Raw genomic sequence first — 17,407 nt, 5'->3', positions numbered from 1 at the left:
TATGAAAATGTCCTTCCGGTCGCTCCCTCTCCTGACTTCGGCGCTCGTCCTTCTCGTGGCCCTTCCCTCGCTGCGGGCGGCGGAGATCACTGTCTTCGCGGCGTCGTCGCTGACGGAGAGTCTCAATGAGATTGCCTCGGCCTACCAGAAAACGTCGGGGGACAAGGTGACCTTCAATTACGGGGCGTCGGGGATTCTGGCCCGGCAGATCGAGGAGGGCGCGCCCGCCGATCTCTTCTTCTCGGCCGACGTGAAGTCCCTCGTCCAGCTGCGGACGAAGAACCTGGTCCACGAAGGCCTCTATCTACTCTCGAACACGCTCGTCGTCGTCGAGCCGAAGGGCCATGCGATTCCCCTCTCCTCGGCGGCCTCCTTGGCGACGCCGGCCTTCGGCAAGATTGCCGTCGGAGAACCGGCGACGGTCCCGGTCGGAAACTATGCGAAGGAGTACCTGACGAGGAAGAACGTCTGGGGCGCGATCTCGGGGAAGACGGTCCCCTGCGCCAATGTCCGGGCCGTCCTCGCCGCCGTCGAGACGGCGAATGTCGATGCCGGGATCGTCTACCGCACCGACGCCGCGATCTCGAAGAAGGTCGAGATCGCCTTGGAGATCCCCCTTTCCGAGGGGCCGAACATCGTCTACCCCGCCGCCGTGGTCAGCGCGGCGAAGGAGCCCGAAGCGGCCCAGAAGTTCCTGACCTACCTGGGCGGCAAGGAGGCCTCCGAGGTCTTCGTGAAACACGGCTTCCTCATCCATTCGGAGAAGAAGTAGGTTCTTCTTCCCAGATCAGAGCGGCCGGGACCCGATGACCGGAAGGGGCTTCGTCTCGACGGGGATCGGCAGGGGCGCTTCCCCGCGGCGGCTGGCGGGGGGGAGATCGTATTGGGAGACGTGGACGTCGACCTCGATGCCGAGGGCGGCCTCCTTCGGCCCGAGGTAGACGCCGTCGATCGGCATCGCCTTTTCCGGATCGCGGGAGACGGCGGTGGCGACGTATTGGCCGCCGCTGAGGATGCCGGAGGTGGGATCGAAGCCTTTCCATCCGGCGCCCGGAAGGTAGACCTCCGCCCAGGCATGGGTCGAGGCTCCCCCGGCCTCGGTGGCGTCGCACAGCATGTAACCGCTGACGAAGCGGGCGGCGAGACCCCAGCTACGGCAGGCCTCGACGAAGAGGGTGGCGAAGTCCCGGCACGAGCCGCTCCGGAGCTGAAGGGTCTGGGCCGGGGTCTGGACACCCGGCTCGTCGCGCCGCTGGTAGCGGAAGTTTTGATTGATGTCGTGGTTCAGGGCCTGGAGGAGGGCCATCGTCTCGACGGTCTCGCCCGGCTTCCAGAAGGGATCGAGGTAGACGACGAGGGCGGCGGTGTCCTTCGGATAGAGGATCTGGGTGAAGGCAGAGAGCTCGCTCTTGCTTCCGGCGGGATAGATGAAGGGGTAGGTGGCGGCGGCCCGGTCGAGCTGGAAGTCGAAGGGATTCGAGTCGTAGTGCTGGAGGACGAGCTCGCTGTAGATCATGAGGTGATCGGCCCGCTCGGTGAAATCGACCCGGGCGATGCAGTTGCCGTTCACGTCCCGGAGCCAGTGGATGTGGTGGGCCGGGGTGATTTCGAGGATCGATTTCTCGATGTGGATGTCGTGCCCTTCCCGGGGCCGCATCATGATCTGGTGCGGGCCGAAGGAGACCTCCTCGCTGTAGCGGTAGGTGGTGCGATGCTGGATGAGGATTTTCATGGGGCGCTTTCCTGGCTCATCACGAGGAGTCCGTAGGGGGGGATGGTGAAGCGCCCGCTATAGTCGAACCCGTCGTAGGAGGACTTCTCGGCGATGACGCGTCCGTCGGGGTTCCTCAGGTCTCCGAAATCGGGGCTGTAGCTTTTCCAGTCCGAATTGAACCGGGTGATCCACTCCCCTTCGTGCGGCAAGCCGATCCGGTAGTCCCCTTCGATGGCCTGATTGGAGAACGAGGCGACGACGATGACGTCGTCCTTCGGCCCTCCGTCCTGCCAACGATGGAAGGCGACAACCTTGTGCTCGTGGTTCACATGGTGGACCCGGACGTGGGGACCCGTCAAGCCGCGGGTGGTGCCGGAGAGGTTCCGACGCAGGTGGATCAGGTCGCGGTAGAGGCGGGTGATGCCCCGGAAGGAGCCGAGGCGGTTCCAATCGAGTGCGACGTCGTCCCGGAACCAGCCGTCGGTCAGGAACTCCTGCCCTTCGAAGAGCATCGGGATGCCAGGAACGGTGCAGACGAGGCCGGCGGCGAGCGCCGATTTCTTCCGGGCGAAATAATCGTCGGGATGCTCCGGCGAGATTTCCTGCGGCACGCGGGCCTTGCCGTTGGCGACCTCGTCATGGGACTCGCTGTAGATGACGCGCTGGACGGCGTCCTCGTTGTAACGGAAAGTGATCGCGCGGACGATCGCGTCCATGGATCGGTTCTCGTCGGCCGTCTGGACGACGGTCTCGCGGACGGGATGGACGAAGGCGCTGTCCCACTGGCTGGCGAATCCGGCCCCCCCCTCGCCGACGGTCTTCGTGATCCATTGCTTCTGCTGGAGATCCTCGGCGATCGTGATGCGTCCGGGGAAATGGCGCTCGACCTCCTCGTTGACCCACTGGAGGAGGGACCATCCCTCGGGAATCTCGGTCTCGGGATTCCGGTCGCCCCGGGTGTTGCGGATGAAGTTGGTCGCGTCGAAGCGGAGGCCGTCGACGTGGAAGACCTCGAGCCAGAAGAGGGCGTTGTCCCGGATGTAATGGCGGACCTCCCCCCGGCCATAGTCGGGACGGTTCTCCCCCCACGGGGTCCAGGCCCGGTGGTCGTTGTAGAAATAGATGCCGCCCTTGTCGTTCTCCGACCAGCCGTCGAACCGCCAAAGGTCGAGCTGGTCGGGGCCGAAGTGGTTGTAGACCACGTCGAGGATCACCGCGATTCCCTGTCCGTGGGCCGCGTCGATCAGTTCCTTCAACGCCTCGGGGCCGCCGTAGTCCCCCTCGACGGCGAAGGGGTTCGTGAGGTTGTAGCCCCACGACCGTTCCGAGGGGAAGGCGGCGACGGGCATCAGCTCGATCGCATTGATCCCGAGGTGGCGGAGGTAGGCCAGCCGCTTCTTCACCTGGTCGAGCCGGCCCGGGGCTCCGGCCTCCCCCGAGGTGAAGGTGCCGACGTGGATCTCGTAGATCACCCACTCGTTCCAGTTGGCGATCTTCGCCTCGGAGTGCTGCCATTGGAAATCGTCCCGGACGACGACGGAGGTCTTGTCCTTCGGGTCGATGGCCTGGGTGTAGGGATCGTTCTTCCGCAGGACCTGCTCCCCGTTGCGGATCTCGTATTGGTACCGCTGGCCGGGAGCAGCCTCGGCAATCACCGGCGAGGTCCAGATGCCGTCGTCGCCCCGCTCCAAGGGATGCTGCGAGGGATTCCACCCGTTGAACTCCCCGACGACCGACACCGCCTCGGCAAAGGGAGCCCAGACCCGGAATCGGACCCCTCCCTTTTCCTGGCAGACCGCGCCGAGGAGGCGGGGATTGTAGAGGGGCGTCGTCCCCGGGGAGGAAGCCGATTTCGGCGATTTCGGGGCCTTGGACGATTTCGGAGACTTCGATTTGGCGCGGGGGGGAAGAGGAGCCATAGGTGGGGATTTTCTTTCATTCCGCACGCCGGGTGCCACTCCCGGGCCGCCGCGGCTTCCTCTCTGTAAGAAACCCCTCGCGGAAAGGAAATCGGCCTCTCCTTCTTCTTGCATCCTGCAATCTTCCGTTTTCCCATCATGCAAAATGCGCCCATCCCTTTCCCTCTCAACCGCCTCCGAAAGGGAGCCCACCCTCATTTTACCTGAGTAAATAGGTTCAGTGGCATGCTTGGCATCGGATATGCACTCCTCTTGAAACGGCCCATTTTAAAACCATGAATTCAACACCTCATATTATGGAATGCACCCTCCCCACCCCCGCTTCCAAGGAAGCGAACGCGGCGGCACCGGTCACTCCCCTCCATGCGCTCGTCGTGAGCCGGGACCGGGAGTGCCTCACCTCCTGCTGCTACAAGCTCGGCACGATGAACGTCACCGTCCATGGAGCGCCCTCGACCGATCTCGGCTCCCGGATGTTCGAGTGGAAGCATTATGATATCCTGGTGATCGACCCGAAGGGGATCGACTGGCACCGCCTCCAGCTCCACGTCGCCCGCTGCTCCCTGCAGCATCGCAAGGCGATGCCCATCGTCGCCGTCCTCCAGCGGGACGGGAGCGTCGTCCCCCACCAGTGGGGCGAGGGCAACGATTATGACGAGGTTCTTTCCTTCCCGCTCCGCCGCGAGGAGCTCGAATCGTTCCTGGCCAGCTGCGCCTGCTATTGCCCCTATTCTTGAAAAAGAGGTGGCAAGGTCGCTGCCGGAAGGGAATATGAAGGAGAGGGCGGCTGAAAAGCCTCTCGTCTCTTTGCCTCTTGCCGCCCGCAGCCTCATTCCCATCTGATCCATGTTACGAACCCGTCTCTTTCTCGGCTTTCTTAGTCTTCTTCTCCTCCTGCTGGCGATCGGCCTCTATTCCATCGAACGCTGCAGCAGCCTCGGCCAGCGCGTCCAGCTCATCCTCCAGGACAACGACCGCAGCGTCCGCGCGGTCCAGCAGTTGAAGGTCAACTGCACGAAAATGACCTCCTCCCTCCTGGCCGCCCAGCCGGCCAAGGGACCCGCCCCCTCCGCCCCTTCCAGGCCCGATCCCCGCGCCTCCGACAGCCGGGTCGAGTTCTCCGAGGCCTGCCGCCTCTTCGAGGCCGCCCTCGAGGAAGAGGAAAAGATCAGCCGTACCGGTCCCGAACAGGCCCTCACCCACAAGCTGCGGGAGATCCACACGGCCTACCTCCGCGACGCCTGGCAGCTCCTCGACAAATCGGCCTCCGCCGCCGCGGCCAATCCCGGGGCGACGAAACCCCTCGCCTTCCGCGTCGCCACCCAGACGACGGCGATGCTCGAGCTCTCCGACCAGATCCTCGACGCCAGCCGCGCCGCGATCAACGCCCGCAACATCGAGTCGGGCAAGGACATCACCTCGACGATCCGCCTCATGATCCTGGCGATGATCATCGCCATCGTCGTCGCCATCTACACCTGCATCTGGATGAGCCGGAGCGTCCTCCGCCCGATCGACAGCCTTTCCGAATCGATCCGCCAGATCGGCGAGGGCGACCTCGACCAGATCCTCCCCTCCCATTCCCGGAACGAATTGGGACGGCTCGCCGCCCGCTTCAACACGATGGTCGCCCAGCTCCGGGGCTACCGGAACGCCAACTCGGAAAAGCTCCAGCGCCTCAACCTCACGATGGAGCGGACCCTCGCGGCCTTCCCCGACCCGATCTTCGTCCTCAACGCCGCCGGGGCCGTCGAGTTCCGCAACCCGGCCGGCGACTCCCTCGCGTTGAAGCTCCTCTTCTCGGGCGTCCGCCGCCTCCCGGAGCAGGTCGAGAAGATGGTCGAGAAGAGCCTCGCCTGGGGGGAGGACTACCTTCCCTCCCACTTCAAGGATTCGGTCATGCTCCGCTTCGACAACAGCGAGCACTACTTCATGCCCCGCATCGTCCTCCTGCGGGACGAGAACAAGTCCCCCTTCGGCGCCGCCGTCATCATGGAGGACATCACCCGGATGCGCCTCGTCGACGAGATCAAGGACAACCTCGTCACCACCGTCAGCCACGAGCTGAAGACCCCCCTCACCAGCGTCCGGATGGCCCTCTACCTCCTCCTGGAGAAGATGGTCGGCCCGCTGAACGACCAGCAGGAGGAACTCCTCGCCACGGCCCGGGAGGACTCCGACCGCCTCCTGAACATGATCAATGACCTCCTCGACCTCGCCCGCCTGGAGCAGGGGCCGCCCGAGCTCAACCTCGAATTGATCCCGCCCGCCCGCCTCTTCGAGAACGCCCGGCGCGAAACCCTCGGCCTCGCCTCCGAGGCCGGGATCTCCCTCACCCTGGAGGAGGAGAAGGATCTCCCGCAGGTCCGGGTCGATACGGAGCGGATGGCCTTCGTCGTGAACAACCTCGTCTCCAACGCCATCAAATACTCGCCCCACGGGGAGACGATCCACCTGAAGATCACCCGGCAGGAGGGGAACCTCGTCCGCCTCTCCGTCCGCGACCACGGCCCCGGGATCGCCCCGGAGCACCATTCCCGGATCTTCGAGAAATTCTACCGCGTCGCCGGATCGCGCAAGCGGGGGGCGGGCCTCGGCCTCGCCATCGCCCGGGAAATCGTCCGCGCCCACGACGGGGAGGTCGGCGTCCACAGCCGCCCCGGCGAGGGGAGCGAGTTCTACATCATCCTGCCCGCCGCCCCCGCCGCGCCCGCCCATGCCCATGTCGGTTGAGCCCCTTTTCGCCGGCCATGCCCCGGCTCTCCCTTGACGCTCCGGCCCGAAGTGCGATGATTTTATAGCGGTTTCCCCGTCCCTCCCCCCCATGCCGATCCGCATCCAAGAACGTCTCTTCCGCAAGGCCCTGACCCGGCTCCTCATCCTGCCCGGCGGCCTGATCCTGATTGCCACCTGCCTCCTCGCCCTCCTCGTCTTCAACCTGATGGGCGTCATCGAGGCCGGCCAACGCTCCTCGGTCATCCTTTCCAAGACCCGCGCGGCCGAAAAACTGATCATCGACATGGAGACCGGCCTCCGCGGCTACCTCCTGAACCGCGACGCCATCTTCCTCACGCCGTACGAGAATGCCGTCTCGAAGGTCTCCCCCCTGCTCGACAACCTCGAAAAGCTTTCCGCCGGGAATCCCACCCAGCTCCGCCATATTCGCACGATCCGCGTCAACTGGGTGACGTGGATGACTTACGGCCAGACCCAGTTCCAGCGTACCCCGGCCCAGCCGCCCAAGGATGAGGCGATGGGAGAAAAGGAAGCCATGGACACGATCCGCGCCGAGTTCGACGCCTTCGAGCGGGTCGAGGAGGGGGTCCTCACGCAGCGGACCGAGGAGGTCCGGAGGACGAAATATCGGATGATCTACGTCGGCGGCTCCATCGCCCTCGTCCTCTCCATCCTGATGACCGCGTACGCCGTCGCCGAGCTCCGCCACCTCACCTCCGACCACCGGACGGCCCTCGTCGAGGCCCACCTGCGGAACACCGAACTCCACGAGCAGAAAGAGTGGTTCCGCATCACCCTCTCGTCGATCGGCGACGCCGTGATCGTCACCGACCGGACCGGGGCCGTCACCTTCATGAATCCCGAGGCCGAACGGATGACCGGCTGGACCGCCGCCGAGGCGCTGGGCAAACCGCTCCGCTCGGTCTTCCTCCTGATCAACGAACAGACCCGCGAAAGCGTCGAGGACCCCGTCGAGATCGTGATGCGGGAAAACCGGACGACCGCCCTGGAGACCCACACCCTCCTCGTCGCCCGGAACGGGGCCGAGTGGCCGATCGAGGACAGCGCCGCCCCGATCCACGGCCAGAAGCAGGAGGTTTCCGGCGCCGTCCTCGTCTTCCACGACGTCTCGACCCAGCGGGAGGCCCACCGGAACCTGAAGGAATACACCGCCGACCTCTCCCGCAAGGTCGACGAGCGGACCCAGTCCCTCCGCCGCGCCGTCGAGGAAATGGAGGCCTTCTCCTACACCGTCTCCCACGACCTCCGTTCCCCCCTCCGCGCCATGCAGGGCTACGCCCAGGCCCTGATGGAGGATTACTCCCACAAGCTCGACGAGCAGGGGAACCTCTACCTCACCCGGATCAACAACGCCGCCCAGCGCCTCGACAAGCTCATCCAGGACATCCTCGCCTACACCCGCCTCGCCCGGGACCGGGAGGAGGTCGTCTCGGTCCCGCTCGACAAGCTCGTCCGGGATATCGTCGCCCAGTATCCCCAGTTCCATGCGCCCCGGGCCCGGATCGAGATCGAGGGGACGCTCCTCCCCGTCCTGGGCCGGGAGGCCGTCCTCACCCAGGTCTTCTCGAACCTCTTCGACAACGCGATCAAATTCGTCAGCCCCGGCCTCCATCCCCATATCCGGGTCTGGACCGAGGAGATCAACGGCAAGATCCGGATCCACGTCCGCGACAACGGCATCGGCATCGCCCGGGAAAACCAGGAGAGGATCTTCAAGATCTTCGAGCAGGTCCACAACCCGAAGCAATACGGGGGGACCGGCATCGGCCTCGCCATCGTGAAGCGGGCGGTCGAGAACCTCGGCGGAAATATGGGACTTGAATCCCAGTTGCGAGAGGGCAGCTTGTTCTGGATCGACCTGCGCAAGGGTTAAGCGAAGGTTGACCAAGACCCATCCCACAGAGTCATTCCCATGTCCCTCCCGGCCCCGACCATCCTCCTGGTGGAAGACAACGACGACGACGCGTTCATCACGCGCCGCGCGTTCTCCACGGCCAAGGCCGACCTCGCCATCGAGCGCGCCGACGACGGGCAGGCCGCCATCGATTACCTTTCCGGCACGGGCCGCTATGCCGACCGGGAGCGGCACCCCTTCCCCGACCTCGTCCTCCTCGACCTCAAGCTCCCGCTGAAGAACGGCCTCGAGGTGCTCCGCTGGATCCGCCAACACGAGACGCTGAGCCCGCTGGTCGTCCTCATCCTCACCTCCTCGTCGGAACGGGCCGACGTCGAGGAAGCCTACCGCCTCCACGTGAACGCCTACATCGTGAAGCCGACCTCGATCAACACGATGGTCGAGATCGTCGGCCACATCGAAAACTTCTGGCTCAACGCCTCGAACGTCCTCCGCCCCTCTTTCCTCTCCCCCATCATCCTCGCCGCCGGAAAGTTAACCTAAGCCCCATGCCCTCCTCCCCCTCCCAGATCCCCCCTTCCTCCCCGCAGGAAGACCCCATCCGCGTCATCGTCACCGAAGACAACGAGGACGACCGTATCCTCCTCCTCCGCCAACTGAAGAACGCCAGCATGGCCGAGATGGTGAAGTTCATCGACGACGGGGAGCAGGCCGTCCGCTTCTTCCAGAAGAACACCCCCGCGCTGGCCCAATCGCTGATGGTCCTCTTCCTCGACCTGAAGCTCCCCTCCCTCAACGGCATCGAGGTCCTCCGCCAGCTCCGGGAGATCCCCTCCCTCAATCACATTCCCGTCATCGTGATGACCTCGTCGAACGATCCGGCCGACATCGTCGCCTGCCGCGCCCTGGGGGTCACGAAGTGGATCGAAAAGCCGATCACCTTCGACTCTTTCTCCAAAGCCATCGCCGACACGTTCCATCAGCCCGGCGGCTGATCGCATTCTGCAAGACCCATCGCGGGCCCCGTCCCACCCTACGAAAGGCAAACCGTTTTGTTCAAACGGGTTGCAACTTTGGTTTCCCTATGGCATCGATCCTGCAAGCAAACAGGGATGCCCTGCCTTAATCCCTCCGTCCTGCGCGAACGATACCGCCAAGCCCCCCGCCGGACCCAGCTCTGGATCATGGGGTCCCTCATCGGCTTGGTCGTCTTCCTGATCATCCTCCGGCTCGCGGCCTCCTCCATCGTCCTCTACAGCGTGAACCGCATCCTCGGCGGCATGCCCGATTATCAGGGCCATGCGGAGAGCGTCACCCTTCACATCTGGCGCGGGGCCTACCGGATCGATAACCTGACCCTCCAGAAAAAGAGCCCGGGGAAACGGCCCGAACCGTTCATCGCCTTCCCCGCCCTCCGCTTCTCGATCGAATGGAAGGCCCTCCTCCACGGTTCCTTTGTCGGCGAGGTCGACATCGATCATCCCCGGCTGAACCTCATCGACAGCCCGGATGAACAGGAAAAGCAGCTGACGATCTCCCAGACGTGGGGCGAGAAATTCAAGCAACTCTTCCCCCTCCAGATCAACCGGCTGGCAATCCACGACGGGGAACTCCGCTTCAGCAACCCCCGCTCGACCCCGCCCGTCGACCTGCGGATGACCGAGCTCCAGGTCCTCGGCACCAACCTGACCAACGGGGCCTCGTCCAAGGAAGAGCTCTCCGGCAAGATCGACATTCGGTGCAAGGTCCTGAAGACGGCGAGCCTGAAGAGCCATATCGACCTCAACCCCATCGCCACCCTCCCCGATTTCCATCTCACCCTCGAACTGAGCGATGTCTCCTTCCCCGAGTTGAACAACTTCCTCCTGGCCTATGCCGGGATCGATGCCGAAAAGGGGAAGATGCAGGCCTACAGCGAGCTCCGGGTGAAGAATGGGAAGCTCGACGGCTACCTGAAGCCGATCATCGAGGACCCCTCGTTCGTGAAGCTCGAAGACCTGGGCGACCACCCCCTGAAGTTCCTGAAGGAAACGATCGTGAGCGCCATCCTCTTCTTCTTCACCAACCACGCCCACGACACCGTCGCGACCCGCATCCCCCTGGAAGGCTCGGTCGACAAGCCCGACACCAACTGGTTCACGTTGATCGGCGGCCTCCTCCGCAACGCCTGGATCGAGCATATGAAGCCGGGGTTGGATAAGCAGGCGAAGTAAGGGGGCGGGCGGTACTCCCTTCGGGACCGGGCAGATGGCCCTGTACAGGTGCATGTAACCCGCACGGGTTAGACGACGCAAGAGGGGCTTCGCCCCTCCCTGGACCTCCCCGTCTGATAGGCCTGAACTGGTGAGAGTGACACTGCATTTTGGCCGTTCGCTTCAGGTAGAAAGAGTCCGCTAGTTCCCTTTTCCGCTTGGGAGGAATCACGCGTCCCTGGGCTGGAGAAGCCGAGGTAATTAAGTCCTTTCAACAAAAAGCCTCATCCCTTGCGGGATGAGGCTTTTGCGAGCGACCAGATGCCTAAGGCTTAGGCGAACCGGCGGCTGCCGAAGACCAAGGCGCCGATGCCGGCGGCGACACAGACTCCGCCGACGACGGGAGGGACCCAGACGTGCTTGGTCTCCTGGTGCTGGATGGTGAGGGAGCCGATCTGGGCGTCCTTCTCCGTCTGCTTGTAGGAGAAGCCCTGATAGGCCAATGCGATGCCGCCGACGACGATCAATACGATTCCGAGGATTTTCATAGGTTTGGATTTATGGGTTGAGTTGGGGACAGGGATGGGGCGCTTAGGCGCGGCGGGGAGAGAAGACGATCAGGCCGGCACCGGCCGCCAGGCAGACGATACCGACGACGGGCGGGACCCAAACGTTCTTGGTTTCATCGTGCTGGATGCTGACAGGCCCGATCTGGGCGTCTTTCTTCGTCTGCGTGTAAGAGAAACCCTGATAGATCAGCGCAAGGGCGCCAAAGGCGATCAGGACAATACCGGCTACTTTCATCGATACTCCTTGTTGGGGTGGGGTTACTGCAAAGGGGAAACTTAATGGGAGTGGGAATGCGCATGATCGTGGTCATGCAGGTGGGCATGCCGTTCGTCGATCGTCGCGTCGGCGATGAAGACGGCCATTCCAGCGAAGAAGCAGCCTCCGCCGAAGAGGAGGGCCAGCCGGGCCAGTTCGGGCTGCTTCAGGTCGAAGAGGGCCACGGCGTCGGCCCCTCCGGCCGAGGCGAAGAGGTAGGCGCCTTCGAGGAAGAGCGCGGGGGCGATGCCGCCGACGATGAGGAAGAATACTGCGAGCTTGGTCATGATGCGTCTCCGATTTGGAAGTTCATTTGGGCGTCCCGGACTCCGGTGAAGGTCGTTCCGGCGGGCTGGTACACTTTCGATCCAGGCCCCTTGGGATCGTCTTCACCCCAGTAAAGATCGACCTGGCGGCTCTGGACGCCGCCTCCCACGTCGCTCACCTTCCACCAGCGGTTGCGGAGCGGGGCGGGAAGCGTGGCATGGGCCATCTGGACCCACACTCCGCGCTTCAGATTCGGGGAGCGAACCGAGACGGCGCACGATTGAAGCGGGATCAGCGGCTGCTGGCCGATCCCCTTGGGGCAATCGGTGTAGCCCCAGCGGCCGTTGAAGTAGATGTATTGATCGGTCCCGTGGGGCTGCTCGAGGCGGCCATGGCCCTCAACCTTGACGGCCCGGAGGAAGTCGGCGGGATAGTATTCCCCTTCGAGGCCGGGCCGCGTCTCGGGACGGAGGTCGAATCCCTGGCCGGGAGCGAAGCCCGATTCGCGGGGGGTGTAGTAGACCGTGCAATCGGCGCGGGCCCCCTCCCCCGCGACCATGGCGGGCGAGGGCGTGGCGAAAATGAGGAAGAGCGCGCCGATGATCCAGGCAACGCCGCCTGCCAGCGGCAGCAAGGCGAGAAACGACGCCACTGAGAGCAGTGAGATCGACCGGAAGAGCGGCATCGTGTTCATGCCATTAAGGTTGCTAGAGGTGTGCCAGAGAAAGCAGATCGACCAAAACAATCTGATCATCAGCTACTTAAATCAACTTCTTACATTCAACGCCGTGGCGCGGCACACCGGAGTTCTGCAACCCCTCCCCGCCTCGACCATGCAAAATGCGAGAGAACAAACCGGGAGGCCGGTACGCCAAAAAGCCCCGGGAGTCCGGGGCTTTTTGGAGAGAGGGAGCGGCGGCTTTACTTGCGGGCCGCCTCCCAATTCAACCCGCTGGTGAACCAGCCGCCGTCGGCGATGTGGGTCAGGGCCTTGTCGGCGGCCCCTTCTTCCTCGATGGTCTTCTGGAGGAGCTGCACGTGGCGGTCGAAGCCGAGGTGCTTCGCGAAGGAGCGGGCGGAACCGTAGGCGGCGATCTCGTAATGCTCGACCCGCTGGGCGCAGGCGATCAGGGCGACGTCCCGGACATCGGGATCGCCGTAGGCATGGATCATCTCCTCGGCCTCGGCGATGAGGCCCTCGGTCGCCTCGCAGACTTCGTTGCCCGGGACGACCTCGAGATCCTCGAAGATCAATTCGAGGCGGCGGAGGTGGTTATAGGTTTCGTCGAGATGGTTCTGGAAGGCGGCCTTGAGATCGGGATTGCGGGCGGCCCGGGCGAGGCGGGGCAGGGCGACGATCATCTGGGTCTCGGCGCTGTGGAGGTCGTCGAGCTCGTCGATGTAAAGAGACTTTAGGGTCACGAGTTTCATGGAATCGGTTCCTTTTCTTAAAGATTCGTTTCTGGCTGCCGCGTTGCCACGGTGCGTCTGCCTCTGGTCATGCATGGACCATGCGCGGAGGTGAAAAGAAGGGAGGGAAAAGGAAGAACTCTCGTTCCTTCCTTCTTGAAACAAAGGAGTTACGGCGATTCCAAAAACAAGGGGCGAGGCCGCCCCGCAGCCGCCGGGCTCGGGTAAATCGTGCAGAGAGCATGACCTCCCGCGGCGGCCTCCTGCACGTTGCAAGAGGCCGCCGAGATCATGGAGGGCCGGGAAATCAGGAGCTCGGCGCGGGCTCGGCGAGGAGGTGATCCATCTTCTTCCTCTTGCGGTAGAGGGTGGCCGGATCGATGCCGAGGGTGCGGGCGGCCGACTCGAGGTTCTCCGCCCGTTCGACGACGAGGCGGATGTGCTCGAACTCGAGCTCCTCCAACGTGACAGGGGAGCCGGGCATCAGCTCGCGGCGCTCCTGCTTCGCGCTGAGGTGCTCGGGGAGATCGCTCAGTTCGATGGTGGTCCCTTGGGCGAGGATGACGGCCCGCTCGATGGCGTTCCGCAATTCGCGGATGTTCCCCGGCCAGGGATAGGCGAGGATCCGTTCGAGCGCCTGGGGGCTGAATTCCTTCACCGGCCGCCGGATCTGCTTCGCGAAGAAGCGGACGAAATTCTGGCTCAACCGCTTGAGGTCGACCGCCCGGTGCCGCAGCGGCGGCGTGGTGACCGAGATGACGTTGAGGCGGTAGTAGAGATCCTCGCGGAAGGTTTTCTCCCGGACGCACTCCTCCATGTTCCGGTTGGTGGCGGCGATGACGCGGACGTCGGCGGTCCGGGTCTTGTTGTCGCCGACCCGCTCGTACTGGCGCTCCTGGAGGAGGCGGAGGAGCTTCGGCTGGATCTCGAGGGGGAGCTCGCCGATCTCGTCTAGGAAGAGGGTGCCGCCCTTCGCGGCGTCGACCTTGCCCCAGGTGTCCTTCACCGCGCCGGTGAAGGCCCCCTTCACGTGGCCGAAGAGCTCGCTCTCCAGCAGCTCGCGGGAGAGGCTGGGGCAGCTGATCGTGACGAAGGGCTTGTCCTTCAGCTCGCTGTGGTCGTGGACGTAGCGGGCGAGGACGCTCTTGCCCGTGCCGCTCTCGCCGAGGATGAGGACGGCGGCCTTGGTCCCGGCCGTCCGGTTGAGGACGTCCATCACCTTCGCCATCGCGGGGTCCTCGGAAACGTATTCGACGGTCGGCGACTGGACGGAGACCTGCTGCTCCAGGTCGCTGACGCGCTGGTTCAGCTTCCGCATCCGCTCGACCATGCCGACGATGTTGCGGAGCTGGCCGGGGGTAAAGGGCTTTTCGAGATAGTCGAACGCGCCCCGACGCATCGCCTCGACGGCGGAGGTGATCGAGGCGTGGGCGGTGAAGACGCAGGTGGGAACGTTGGGAAAGAGCTTCACGATCGAGTCGAGGACTTCGAGGCCGTCCTCCTCTCCGATCCGCAGATCGAGGAAGACGAGGTCGTAGGGCTCCTCGGCCATCTTCATGAGGGCGATCCGGCCGCTGTCGACCGCGTCAGGCTCGTGCCCCTCGCTCTGGATCGCGAGGCTGGTCGAGGTGCGGATGTTTTTCTCGTCGTCGACAATCAGGATTTTCATAGGGCGGTGTGAGGGAGGCAAGGGATCAAGGGGACGGTTTTTCTCTGTTAGAATGAGAATATTTCGTGCCACCCCCCGGGTCGCCCAGAGGTCCCTCTCTTTAAAAAATACCCCGGAGAGGAAAGGCAACCTTCCTTACCATCGCCTGCTTATTGCATTTTGCAACACCCTGTAGAAAGAAGTCTCTTATTTCTTGCCGATTGCACGGCCTCGGTCACGCTTCCTCGGACCTCTTTTCCCTCCAATTCCCTCCCTGCCATCGAGTTAAGGGGCGCTCGGTCTTCTTGGCACACATCGCGCACCTCTCCTTGCGAGAGACGACTGCGTCTCCCCCCTGTCAAACCCCGCAGAATCGAAAGGATCTTATGCTCGAAACCATCGCTATCGTACTCATCATTCTCTGGCTCCTCGGCCTGGTCAGCTCTTACACCCTGGGCGGATTCATCCACCTCCTGCTGGTGCTGGCCATCATCATGATCCTCCTGCGGGTGATCCGCGGCCGGAGACCCTAAGCCAACCGAAGCTCCCTCCCCATGATCCATAGCCTTCCGCTGATCTGCGCGGCCCGCCGGGCCGGTCAGCGGAGCGGTGCCACGGCCCTCGCCCTGTCGCTGCTCATCCTCCCGGTCGGCCTCCGGGCCGAGACCGCCCCCGGTTCCAAGCCTTCGGTCTCCACGCAGCAGGAGAAGACGCGCGGCGCCCGCTTCTTCCCCGAGAAAGAGCCCCGCGACCTGCGGGAGGGCTATGCCCTTCTTTCCTCGCTGGTCGACGACGAGTCGAACGTCGACAAGGTCTTCTTCATCAAGAGCGGCTCCCCTGCCCTGAAGGAAACGATCAAGGCGATCGCCGAGGCCGCCAAGGCCCTCCAGACCGACCTCGCCTCGTTCCGCGACGGCGGCCTCCATCCCTACGGCGCGACCGACCTCCCTCCCCTGGAAGGAGAGACCCGCAAGGCCATCGCCGACCACAAGCAGAAGCAGATCCTCGGCGGAAGCCGTCCCGTGTTTGAAAAGGAACTCCTCCTCAGCCAATACGAGGGGCTCTCCTACGGCACCTGCCTCCTGCAGACCTTGGCGGAACATGACGACAGCCCTTCCCGCAGCCGCCTCCTCCGCCACCATGCGCTCGTCTGGGCCGATCTCCGCATGCGGGTCTTCAACCAGATCCCCAATCTGCCCTGATCGGCGGACCTCTTTTTTTTGGCTCGCTGAGCCGTTGAAAAAAAAGACAAAAAGAAACCCCGCCGATTGGGCGGGGTTCTTCTTTTAGGGGCTCGGCTCCCTTAGCGCGCGGGCAGGAGCCGCGCATGATCCCGGGGAGAAGGACGCCGGAGGGGCTCCGACATTTCCGAGGCGAGGAAGATCCCGAAACAGACCTGCCCGAGGCAGGCCGCACCGATCGCCATGCCGGTCCAACCGGCGAGGGCGGAAATCACCGCAACGAGAACCAACAGGACAGCGGAACCGAGCATAAAAGACTCCTTGTTTTTCTTGGGGTTTACTTCGTCTTGCGGGCCGAGTCGTCGAAGAACTTCTCGATCTCGTCGAGGGTCCGGCCCGTGCGGCGCTGGATGCGGCCCATGAGCTCGTCTTCCTGGCCTTCCACATAGGTCAGATCGTCGTCGGTGAGGTGGGCGAAGGCCTGCTTGAGGCGGCCCTTGGTGATGTTCCAATTGCCCTTGATGGTTTGCGCGTTCATGTCGGTGATGCCTTTCGTTGTTTTGGTTGTTCCAAACAGGGCGCGTACTCCCGACTGAGGATCTGGGAACCGCGCTTCTTGTGACTAAGGGTGCGCGAACCGTGCCAGCCTCCTTCCCAAACGACAAAGATGTTGATAATGAAAATCTTATGAAAATCTCCATTGGCCTGAGGGGAAGAGGCCTCCTCGCATTTTGCATCCCGGCAAAACCCCCTCCCCGCACTTTGCGAAAGAAGGCCAAAAAACGAGGTCTAAATGCGTAAAAAGTCCTCCTCCGCAAAGAGGAGCCACTCCAAGGAGCCGCGCCTAGGTCGTGTTAACGACCTAGTTCGAGCGGAGTGCTTCGCGGAGGCGGGTCGATCCGGCGCGGCCCAACTCGAACCGTTCCTCGAGGCCGTCGACGACGACGGAGGAGAGGTTCCGGGAAAGGGAGGTCACCGCCCGCACGCAGCTGAGATTGAAGAGGGCCGTCCGGTCGGCCCGGAGGAAGGTGTGGGCCGGCAGCATCCGTTCCCACTCCCCGATCATCCGGCAGAGGAAGAGGACCTCCCCGCCCTGGAGGTAGACCCGGGTGAAGTTCCCCTCGGAGACGATCGCGACGATCTTCGCCACCGGGATGACGTGGAGGCGGCCCGATTCCCGCTGGATGATGACGTCGTCGCTCTCGGCGGGCTCGGAGGAAGGGGTTTCGACGGTCCGGCGGCGGAGGCGGGCGAGGGCCTGGTCGAGGCGCGGGATGGTGACCGGCTTGATCAGGTAATCGACCGCGTCGATCTCGAAGGCCCGGACGGCGTAGGTGATGTGGCTGGTGACGAAGATCACCTGCGGCGCGTAGGAAAGGCGGGAGAGGAGATCGAAGCCGTTCTCCTCCTTCAGGTGGATGTCGAGGAAGATGAGGTCGGGCCGGTGCCCGGCGGCAAAACGCTCCGCCTCGGCGAGCGTGGAGGCGGTGCCGATAATCTCGATTTCAGGATAGCCCTTGAGGAGAACCTTCAAGATCTTGTGGTTCATCTCTTCGTCGTCGACCAGCAGTGCTTTGAGGACCCGTTTCATCGCGGTGCGTATAACGCTGGTACGGAGGGAAAATTACAAACCAAAAAA

20 protein-coding genes are annotated in these 17,407 nt (G+C 63.7%); 9 read left to right on the top strand and 11 right to left on the bottom strand.

Annotation, left to right across the window (positions count from 1 at the left end; all coding sequences use genetic code 11):
* Nucleotide 1: 1 nt before the first annotated feature.
* The gene (gene modA, locus BLU04_RS10585; RefSeq protein ID WP_093285636.1) at nt 2-772 is read left to right on the top strand and encodes a molybdate ABC transporter substrate-binding protein; all 771 of its coding nucleotides are present in this window, start codon (nt 2-4) and stop codon (nt 770-772) included.
* Nucleotides 773-787: 15 nt separating this feature from the next.
* On the opposite strand, the gene BLU04_RS10580 is transcribed toward modA, so the two are convergent.
* On the bottom strand, nt 788-1,732 hold the full coding sequence (locus BLU04_RS10580; protein ID WP_093285634.1) for a transglutaminase family protein: 945 nt from the start codon (nt 1,730-1,732) through the stop codon (nt 788-790).
* Complete coding sequence (locus BLU04_RS10575; RefSeq protein ID WP_093285631.1) at nt 1,729-3,633, bottom strand: alpha-amylase family glycosyl hydrolase; 1,905 nt, start codon at nt 3,631-3,633, stop codon at nt 1,729-1,731. The genes BLU04_RS10580 and BLU04_RS10575 overlap by 4 nt, the downstream gene beginning before the upstream one ends.
* A 296-nt stretch (nt 3,634-3,929) precedes the next feature.
* Between BLU04_RS10575 and BLU04_RS10570 the strand changes: the two genes are divergently transcribed.
* From BLU04_RS10570 to BLU04_RS10545, 6 genes are all read left to right on the top strand, one after another.
* Nucleotides 3,930-4,370, top strand: a complete 441-nt coding sequence (locus BLU04_RS10570) for a hypothetical protein (protein ID WP_093285629.1) — start codon at nt 3,930-3,932, stop codon at nt 4,368-4,370.
* 109 nt (nt 4,371-4,479) lie between these two features.
* Nucleotides 4,480-6,366: an ATP-binding protein gene (locus tag BLU04_RS10565; protein ID WP_093285626.1), complete on the top strand. Its 1,887-nt coding sequence runs from the start codon at nt 4,480-4,482 to the stop codon at nt 6,364-6,366.
* A gap of 91 nt (nt 6,367-6,457) precedes the next feature.
* Nucleotides 6,458-8,263, top strand: a complete 1,806-nt coding sequence (locus BLU04_RS10560; protein ID WP_093285624.1) for a sensor histidine kinase — start codon at nt 6,458-6,460, stop codon at nt 8,261-8,263.
* A 39-nt stretch (nt 8,264-8,302) separates the two neighbouring features.
* The gene (locus BLU04_RS10555) at nt 8,303-8,788 is read left to right on the top strand and encodes a response regulator (protein WP_093285622.1); all 486 of its coding nucleotides are present in this window, start codon (nt 8,303-8,305) and stop codon (nt 8,786-8,788) included.
* Nucleotides 8,789-8,793: 5 nt separating this feature from the next.
* Entirely contained in the window at nt 8,794-9,240 is a 447-nt protein-coding gene (locus tag BLU04_RS10550) for a response regulator (protein ID WP_093285620.1), read from the top strand.
* A gap of 117 nt (nt 9,241-9,357) precedes the next feature.
* On the top strand, nt 9,358-10,458 hold the full coding sequence (locus BLU04_RS10545) for a DUF748 domain-containing protein (protein WP_093285617.1): 1,101 nt from the start codon (nt 9,358-9,360) through the stop codon (nt 10,456-10,458).
* A gap of 311 nt (nt 10,459-10,769) precedes the next feature.
* On the opposite strand, the gene BLU04_RS10540 is transcribed toward BLU04_RS10545, so the two are convergent.
* The 6 genes from BLU04_RS10540 to BLU04_RS10515 all read right to left on the bottom strand — a co-directional run bounded on the left by BLU04_RS10540 (nt 10,770) and on the right by BLU04_RS10515 (nt 14,608).
* Nucleotides 10,770-10,985, bottom strand: coding sequence for a DUF3185 family protein (locus BLU04_RS10540; protein WP_093285615.1), 216 nt, complete (start codon nt 10,983-10,985; stop codon nt 10,770-10,772).
* 43 nt (nt 10,986-11,028) lie between these two features.
* Nucleotides 11,029-11,241, bottom strand: a complete 213-nt coding sequence (locus BLU04_RS10535; protein WP_093285612.1) for a hypothetical protein — start codon at nt 11,239-11,241, stop codon at nt 11,029-11,031.
* A gap of 41 nt (nt 11,242-11,282) precedes the next feature.
* A complete protein-coding gene (locus BLU04_RS10530; RefSeq protein ID WP_093285609.1) occupies nt 11,283-11,549 on the bottom strand; it encodes a hypothetical protein in 267 nt (88 codons plus the stop codon).
* On the bottom strand, nt 11,546-12,223 hold the full coding sequence (locus BLU04_RS10525) for a hypothetical protein (RefSeq protein ID WP_093285607.1): 678 nt from the start codon (nt 12,221-12,223) through the stop codon (nt 11,546-11,548). Before BLU04_RS10525 ends, BLU04_RS10530 begins: the two co-directional genes overlap by 4 nt.
* A gap of 227 nt (nt 12,224-12,450) precedes the next feature.
* Nucleotides 12,451-12,960, bottom strand: coding sequence for a ferritin-like domain-containing protein (locus tag BLU04_RS10520; protein WP_093285604.1), 510 nt, complete (start codon nt 12,958-12,960; stop codon nt 12,451-12,453).
* A gap of 286 nt (nt 12,961-13,246) precedes the next feature.
* Complete coding sequence (locus BLU04_RS10515) at nt 13,247-14,608, bottom strand: sigma-54 dependent transcriptional regulator (RefSeq protein ID WP_093285602.1); 1,362 nt, start codon at nt 14,606-14,608, stop codon at nt 13,247-13,249.
* A 365-nt stretch (nt 14,609-14,973) separates the two neighbouring features.
* Here BLU04_RS10515 and BLU04_RS16515 point away from each other — a divergent pair, with 365 nt between their 5' ends.
* Nucleotides 14,974-15,120 (top strand): lmo0937 family membrane protein, encoded by a 147-nt coding sequence (locus tag BLU04_RS16515; protein WP_157895284.1) that lies wholly within the window; start codon nt 14,974-14,976, stop codon nt 15,118-15,120.
* A 21-nt stretch (nt 15,121-15,141) separates the two neighbouring features.
* Complete coding sequence (locus BLU04_RS10510) at nt 15,142-15,789, top strand: hypothetical protein (RefSeq protein WP_093285599.1); 648 nt, start codon at nt 15,142-15,144, stop codon at nt 15,787-15,789.
* A 101-nt stretch (nt 15,790-15,890) separates the two neighbouring features.
* On the opposite strand, the gene BLU04_RS10505 is transcribed toward BLU04_RS10510, so the two are convergent.
* The 3 genes from BLU04_RS10505 to BLU04_RS10495 all read right to left on the bottom strand — a co-directional run bounded on the left by BLU04_RS10505 (nt 15,891) and on the right by BLU04_RS10495 (nt 17,359).
* Nucleotides 15,891-16,079 (bottom strand): hypothetical protein, encoded by a 189-nt coding sequence (locus BLU04_RS10505; RefSeq protein ID WP_093285597.1) that lies wholly within the window; start codon nt 16,077-16,079, stop codon nt 15,891-15,893.
* A gap of 26 nt (nt 16,080-16,105) precedes the next feature.
* Nucleotides 16,106-16,306 (bottom strand): CsbD family protein, encoded by a 201-nt coding sequence (locus tag BLU04_RS10500; protein ID WP_093285594.1) that lies wholly within the window; start codon nt 16,304-16,306, stop codon nt 16,106-16,108.
* A gap of 324 nt (nt 16,307-16,630) precedes the next feature.
* Nucleotides 16,631-17,359, bottom strand: coding sequence for a LytTR family DNA-binding domain-containing protein (locus BLU04_RS10495; protein WP_093285592.1), 729 nt, complete (start codon nt 17,357-17,359; stop codon nt 16,631-16,633).
* Nucleotides 17,360-17,407: the final 48 nt, after the last annotated feature.

It is taken from the genome of Verrucomicrobium sp. GAS474 (assembly GCF_900105685.1).
Taxonomy (GTDB): Bacteria; Verrucomicrobiota; Verrucomicrobiia; order Methylacidiphilales; family GAS474; genus GAS474.
The sequence above is the reverse complement of the archived record's forward strand: the minus strand, read 5'-3'. Positions and strand labels throughout refer to the sequence as shown.

Coding starts and splice junctions, on each gene's coding strand:
- BLU04_RS10560 (WP_093285624.1), top strand. CDS start 6,458: ATGCCGATCCGCATCCAAGAACGTCTCTTCCGCAAGGCCCTGACCCGG.
- BLU04_RS16515 (WP_157895284.1), top strand. CDS start 14,974: ATGCTCGAAACCATCGCTATCGTACTCATCATTCTCTGGCTCCTCGGC.
- BLU04_RS10525 (WP_093285607.1), bottom strand. CDS start 12,223: ATGAACACGATGCCGCTCTTCCGGTCGATCTCACTGCTCTCAGTGGCG.
- BLU04_RS10545 (WP_093285617.1), top strand. CDS start 9,358: ATGCCCTGCCTTAATCCCTCCGTCCTGCGCGAACGATACCGCCAAGCC.
- BLU04_RS10580 (WP_093285634.1), bottom strand. CDS start 1,732: ATGAAAATCCTCATCCAGCATCGCACCACCTACCGCTACAGCGAGGAG.
- BLU04_RS10505 (WP_093285597.1), bottom strand. CDS start 16,079: ATGCTCGGTTCCGCTGTCCTGTTGGTTCTCGTTGCGGTGATTTCCGCC.
- BLU04_RS10535 (WP_093285612.1), bottom strand. CDS start 11,241: ATGAAAGTAGCCGGTATTGTCCTGATCGCCTTTGGCGCCCTTGCGCTG.
- BLU04_RS10530 (WP_093285609.1), bottom strand. CDS start 11,549: ATGACCAAGCTCGCAGTATTCTTCCTCATCGTCGGCGGCATCGCCCCC.
- modA (WP_093285636.1), top strand. CDS start 2: ATGAAAATGTCCTTCCGGTCGCTCCCTCTCCTGACTTCGGCGCTCGTC.
- BLU04_RS10500 (WP_093285594.1), bottom strand. CDS start 16,306: ATGAACGCGCAAACCATCAAGGGCAATTGGAACATCACCAAGGGCCGC.
- BLU04_RS10515 (WP_093285602.1), bottom strand. CDS start 14,608: ATGAAAATCCTGATTGTCGACGACGAGAAAAACATCCGCACCTCGACC.
- BLU04_RS10495 (WP_093285592.1), bottom strand. CDS start 17,359: ATGAAACGGGTCCTCAAAGCACTGCTGGTCGACGACGAAGAGATGAAC.
- BLU04_RS10510 (WP_093285599.1), top strand. CDS start 15,142: ATGATCCATAGCCTTCCGCTGATCTGCGCGGCCCGCCGGGCCGGTCAG.
- BLU04_RS10565 (WP_093285626.1), top strand. CDS start 4,480: ATGTTACGAACCCGTCTCTTTCTCGGCTTTCTTAGTCTTCTTCTCCTC.
- BLU04_RS10550 (WP_093285620.1), top strand. CDS start 8,794: ATGCCCTCCTCCCCCTCCCAGATCCCCCCTTCCTCCCCGCAGGAAGAC.
- BLU04_RS10540 (WP_093285615.1), bottom strand. CDS start 10,985: ATGAAAATCCTCGGAATCGTATTGATCGTCGTCGGCGGCATCGCATTG.
- BLU04_RS10520 (WP_093285604.1), bottom strand. CDS start 12,960: ATGAAACTCGTGACCCTAAAGTCTCTTTACATCGACGAGCTCGACGAC.
- BLU04_RS10575 (WP_093285631.1), bottom strand. CDS start 3,633: ATGGCTCCTCTTCCCCCCCGCGCCAAATCGAAGTCTCCGAAATCGTCC.
- BLU04_RS10570 (WP_093285629.1), top strand. CDS start 3,930: ATGGAATGCACCCTCCCCACCCCCGCTTCCAAGGAAGCGAACGCGGCG.
- BLU04_RS10555 (WP_093285622.1), top strand. CDS start 8,303: ATGTCCCTCCCGGCCCCGACCATCCTCCTGGTGGAAGACAACGACGAC.